4 protein-coding genes and 1 pseudogene are annotated in these 5,169 nt (G+C 43.2%); all 5 read right to left on the bottom strand.

Features of this window, described 5'->3' with window-relative positions:
• Nucleotides 1-96: 96 nt before the first annotated feature.
• Nucleotides 97-534: a hypothetical protein gene (locus L0G63_RS13310; RefSeq protein WP_301451086.1), complete on the bottom strand. Its 438-nt coding sequence runs from the start codon at nt 532-534 to the stop codon at nt 97-99.
• Between the two features lie 175 nt (nt 535-709).
• On the bottom strand, nt 710-1,543 hold the full coding sequence (gene tatC, locus L0G63_RS13305) for a twin-arginine translocase subunit TatC (RefSeq protein ID WP_301451085.1): 834 nt from the start codon (nt 1,541-1,543) through the stop codon (nt 710-712).
• On the bottom strand, nt 1,540-1,926 hold the full coding sequence (gene tatB, locus L0G63_RS13300; RefSeq protein WP_192992010.1) for a Sec-independent protein translocase protein TatB: 387 nt from the start codon (nt 1,924-1,926) through the stop codon (nt 1,540-1,542). Before tatB ends, tatC begins: the two co-directional genes overlap by 4 nt.
• Nucleotides 1,927-2,093: 167 nt before the next feature.
• Nucleotides 2,094-2,315 (bottom strand): annotated as a pseudogene (tatA, locus tag L0G63_RS13295) (Sec-independent protein translocase subunit TatA); the annotation flags it as partial.
• An 84-nt stretch (nt 2,316-2,399) separates the two neighbouring features.
• The gene (locus L0G63_RS13290) at nt 2,400-5,045 is read right to left on the bottom strand and encodes a copper-translocating P-type ATPase (protein WP_301451084.1); all 2,646 of its coding nucleotides are present in this window, start codon (nt 5,043-5,045) and stop codon (nt 2,400-2,402) included.
• Nucleotides 5,046-5,169: the final 124 nt, after the last annotated feature.

The raw sequence follows: 5,169 nt of genomic DNA, 5'->3' as shown, positions 1-5,169 counted from the left end.
TCAGCTTTAAATTCGTTACTGTAGGTTCTTACTTTCTTGGTCATGGTAAACTCCTATAATTGTGCTTAGTTTACCAAGTTTAGTTGTACGGTTTCTTCAGCATAGCTCAGCAAGTGCTACGTTTAAAAATGCGCCTCCAGCATTGGTATTGATCTCAATAAGCTTGGGGTCATCGCTCCCTAAGTGAAAGTCATAACCCATAAAGGCCCCTATTGGCCCCGGATCGAAAGCCGCGATATTGGGTGCCCACGACAGTACTTGCTGTTGATATGACGGTAGTCTAGCAGTCGACTCAATAGCTGCGATGATTCGCACCATTGCTTCTATCTCTGTCTTAGGGACGAACACCGGTGTCGCTGAAAACAGCTTATTAAGCTCATTGGCTCCTAGTGGATTATCTCTTGTGTTTACTAATTGATCTTGCAGGCTGTTATTAAGCGCTTTACGATCTAAAGTACGGCAATAGCACTCTTGATTAAGCTGATTTGCCAGATTATCATTCGTTTTGTTTTTATTATTAATTAGGGATTCCATTTAAATCTCATTACTAAGTTGAATGTACTGATAGGGTTTAGGGGACAGCCAAAATAAAAAAAGTGTCTTAAATGTTTAAGATAAGGTTATTTTTATAGTTACTTTACGAAATAGTCATTTTGCAAGATACTTAATTTGCAATATATCTAGTTTATAAATTAGCTACTTTGCAAGGTTATACGGTTTTACGCTCTTCTTTAATGAGTACTTTCGCTAAAAACAAACCTAACTCGAACAGTAGCCACATTGGAATCGCGAGCAATAGCATTGACACCCCATCGGGCGGTGTGACTACCGCTGACACAGCAAAACAACCGACGATGATATATCGGCGCTTACTATCTAGACTCTGAGTGGATATGATACCGACCATTATCAATAATAAAGTAACCACTGGAATCTCAAAAGTGAGTCCAAATACCATAAATAACTTTAGCGCAAAGCTTAAATAACTATCGATATCGGTCATAGGTATAACGTTTTGCGGAGCGAATAAAATAAAGAACTTCAATACGCCTTTGAGTACCACAAAGTAGGCAAAAGCGACACCAGAATAAAATAGGAATATCGAAGATATCAGCACTGGAATAGTGATTTTTTTCTCTTTTTTATATAATCCAGGCGCTATAAATGACCAAATTTGATACAGAATATACGGCATCACTACAAAGGCAGCAACGAAAATCGTCAAGCGAATAGGTGCCATAAAGTTCGAGGTAATATCAGTAGCAATCATAGTCGAATTCGCAGGCATCTGCGCAACCAGAGGGTCTGATAAAAGATTGTAGAGCTCACGCGAAAACCCTACCAATGCTAAGAAGACGATCAAAACGGCTACGCATATTTTGATGAGATGCTTGCGTAATTCAATCAAATGCTCAGTAATAGGCATGTCGCTAAGCACATTCAGCACATTATCAGTCTCAACATTATGGGTAGCATCTGACGCCTTAGCATCTGTATTTGCTAACTTTCTTTGGCGACTTTTTTGGCGCTTAAATAAGCTCATTTATCCCCCTTCTCTATAGCTGAAGAAGAGGAAGTATCTGGCTGATGATTTTGCTGCTGAGGAGTGTTTGACTGATAGGAAGTATCTAAGCTTTGGTTTTGCGAGTTTTCAAACTTATCCATACTACCGCGCATCTCGGCTAACTCACGCCGCATGTCTGTCTCAGTCTGACGAATCTTTGCCAGCTCATCTTGCATCTGTTTTCGTGTCTCAGCCAAATCAAGCTCAGACTCTATATCAGACTGTAAGGTTGAAATCGTGCGACGCAATTTGGCATACCATTGCCCAGCGGTACGTGCAGCTTGTGGTAGTTTTTCTGGGCCCAAGACAATTAAAGCGATGACTCCAAATAACAGTAATTCGGAAAATCCAATATCAAACATAATGGGCAAATATATTAGTTAGTAGATTATTAAATACGGTTAGCGAAATACCTCAAGCTCTACACTTTGTTGTTATCATCAGCGATAACAGGCCTAACTTCTAAATCATCAGCCTGAGTGCTGCCCCTAGTATTTAGGCTATTAGTATCTAGGTTATTAGTACTTAAGCTGTTAGTATTTAAATCATTATTTACAGTTGAAGTAGTGGCTTCATGGCTAAGTGCTCGATTCTTGCAGGCATGTTCAGTTTCTTCATCTTTGACCGCTTCTTTAAAGCCCTTTACCGCACCGCCTAAATCTTTACCCGCATTTTTAAGCTTGGCAGTACCAAACACCACTACTACGACTACTAATAAAATCAGCCAATGCGTAATAGAAAAGCTACCCATAATATTATCCTTATTCCTAGTTTTTAAAATGCTCTATACTCGTCGTTGTGCTTTAGCTTTAGTGGTCAATTTATAACATTTACATTACAAATCTAGCCGCCGTAATCTAAGCGCATTACCAATCACCGATACTGACGATAAGCTCATCGCCGCTGCTGCTATCATCGGGCTTAGTAGTAAACCAAAGGCAGGATAAAGCACGCCTGCGGCAATGGGTACGCCGATGGCATTATAAATAAAGGCAAAAAACAAATTCTGTCTGATATTCCGCATCGTTGAGCGGCTCAGCTTATGGGCTTTGGCTATACCCATCAGATCGCCTTTGACGAGAGTCACGCTAGCACTCTCCATCGCCACATCAGTTCCCGTACCCATAGCGATACCGACATTCGCCTGCGCTAGTGCTGGCGCATCATTGATACCGTCTCCCGCCATAGCCACTATTTTGCCGCCATCTTGCATCTCTTTGACGATACGGTTTTTATCTTCTGGTGAGACATCGGCATGGACGTCATCGATGCCTAACTTATTAGCGACCGCTTGCGCGGTTTTTTCATTATCACCCGTTAGCATGACGACTTTTAAACCGGCACCATGGAGCAGTTTTATCGCATCGGCGGTGCTTGGCTTGATCGGGTCAGCGACTGATATTATCCCAGCCGCTTTGCCATCTATAGCGACGAACATCACCGTTTCGCCCTCTTTTCTACGAATATCGGCTTTACTTGATAACTCACTATCAAAACTGTTTAAGCTCTGCATCAGTTTTGAGTTACCGATAGCGACTTGCGTGCCATTAACTAGCGCTTGTACGCCCTCACCCGTCGTTGAATTAAAGTCCGTAGCGTTAGGGATAATAAGCGACTTGTCCTTAGCAGCTCTCACGATAGCTTCTGCTAAAGGATGTTCGCTAGCCGTCTCTACTGCGGCGACGAGAGCCAAAAACTCATCTTTATCTTGACCTGCCAGCGCCTCGATCGCGGTCAGCTCAGGTTTACCAGCGGTTAATGTGCCAGTCTTGTCAACAACGATAGTATCGACTTTTTCCATGCTCTCAAGCGCTTCAGCGTTTTTGATAAGGACGCCATTTTGCGCGCCCATGCCTGTGCCGACCATAATAGACATAGGCGTTGCCAATCCAAGCGCACAAGGGCAAGCGATAATAAGTACGGCGATAGCGTTAACGATAGCAAACGCCATGGCGGGAACGGGGCCAAAGATGGCCCAAACGATAAAAGTTAGGATTGAGCAAACAAGCACAATCGGCACGAACCAACCTGCGACTTGATCAACGATTTTTTGTATTGGGGCACGACTACGTTGAGCTTCAGCGACCATTTTGACGATTTTGGATAACACCGTGTCGTCACCGACATTGACCGCTTCAACTAATAAGGTGCCAGTACCATTAACGGTGCCACCCGTAACCGGATCGCCTGATACTTTAGCGACAGCAAGCGGCTCACCGGTGACCATCGACTCATCAACATTACTACTACCCTCAATGACCATGCCATCTACGGGAAGTTTTTCACCGGGTTTGACGCGCAGTTTATCACCACTGACCACTTCTTCTAGAGCAACTTCTACCTCAGCGCCACTCTCATCCACTCGTCTCGCGGTTGGCGGTGCCAGCTCAAGTAGCGCTCGAATCGCACCTGAGGTTTGACTTCTGGCTTTGAGTTCCAACACTTGGCCTAACAACACTAAGGTAGTAATAACTGCGGCGGCTTCATAATAAACCCCAACTTGACCTGCAGAATCTCTAAAGCTATCGGGGAAAATATCAGGGAAGAAGGTAGCCACAATACTAAACCCATAAGCGGCGCCAACCCCTATGGCTATTAAAGTGAACATATTAAGATTGCGGCTTTTTATCGATTGCCAACCGCGTACAAAGAATGGAGCCGCGCCCCAAATGACCACTGGCGTTGCTAATGCTAATTGTATCCACTGCGCCACTTGTGAGGAGATATCGTACTCACCAATAGTATGCAGATTGATACCGACCATATCGCTCATGGCATAAAGAAAAAGCGGAATGGTCAGTACGGTACAAATCCAAAAGCGCCGCGTCATATCGTCAAGCTCTGACGTATCTTCCTCACCCACCGTTACCGTTTCGGGTTCTAACGCCATGCCGCATATCGGACAGCCACTATTTTCAACGTCTCTAACTTCAGGATGCATAGGACAGATATAGACGGTGCCAGTATAATTTGCTGGCACTTTGTCGTATTTGCCGCCTTTGACTGATTTTACTTCGCCGCTTTTAGTATGATTTCCATGACAATGCGCATGAATGTCTTCATTGTTGCTTGCTTGATCATCTCTTAAACCAGCGACCTCATTTTCAGGTTTAAGAAACATACCGCATATTGGACAGTCGCTTTTTTCAACATCTCTTACTTCTGGATGCATAGGACAAATATAAATCGTGCCGTTATAATTTTCTGGTATCTTGTCGTACTTATTGCCTTCGACAGACTTTAACTCAGTACTATTATTAGCATCCGCTTTATGACAATGCGCATGACTGCCCTCATTACTGTTGGATTCAGCAACCTCGTCTTCAGGTTTGAGAAACATGCCGCATATCGGACAATCGCTCTTCTCAGTATCTCTAACCTCAGGATGCATCGGGCAGATATAAACCGTACCACTATAGTTTTCTGGCACTTTATCGTACTGACCACCTTTGATAGATTTTTCATCGGCAATATGTTTCATAAAATCACTCCTTGAAGACAATAAATAAAGCTTTTAAAGCACAATCATCAACCTTTAATTGCTATTCATCTAATTAGGGGCTGTATAGAATTGAGAAAACATTGAAAAAAATAAGCAACACCTT

The sequence above is a fragment of the Psychrobacter sp. genome (assembly GCF_030454045.1).
GTDB lineage: Bacteria > Pseudomonadota > Gammaproteobacteria > Pseudomonadales > Moraxellaceae > Psychrobacter.
This window is presented reverse-complemented; position numbering and strand designations above follow the sequence as displayed.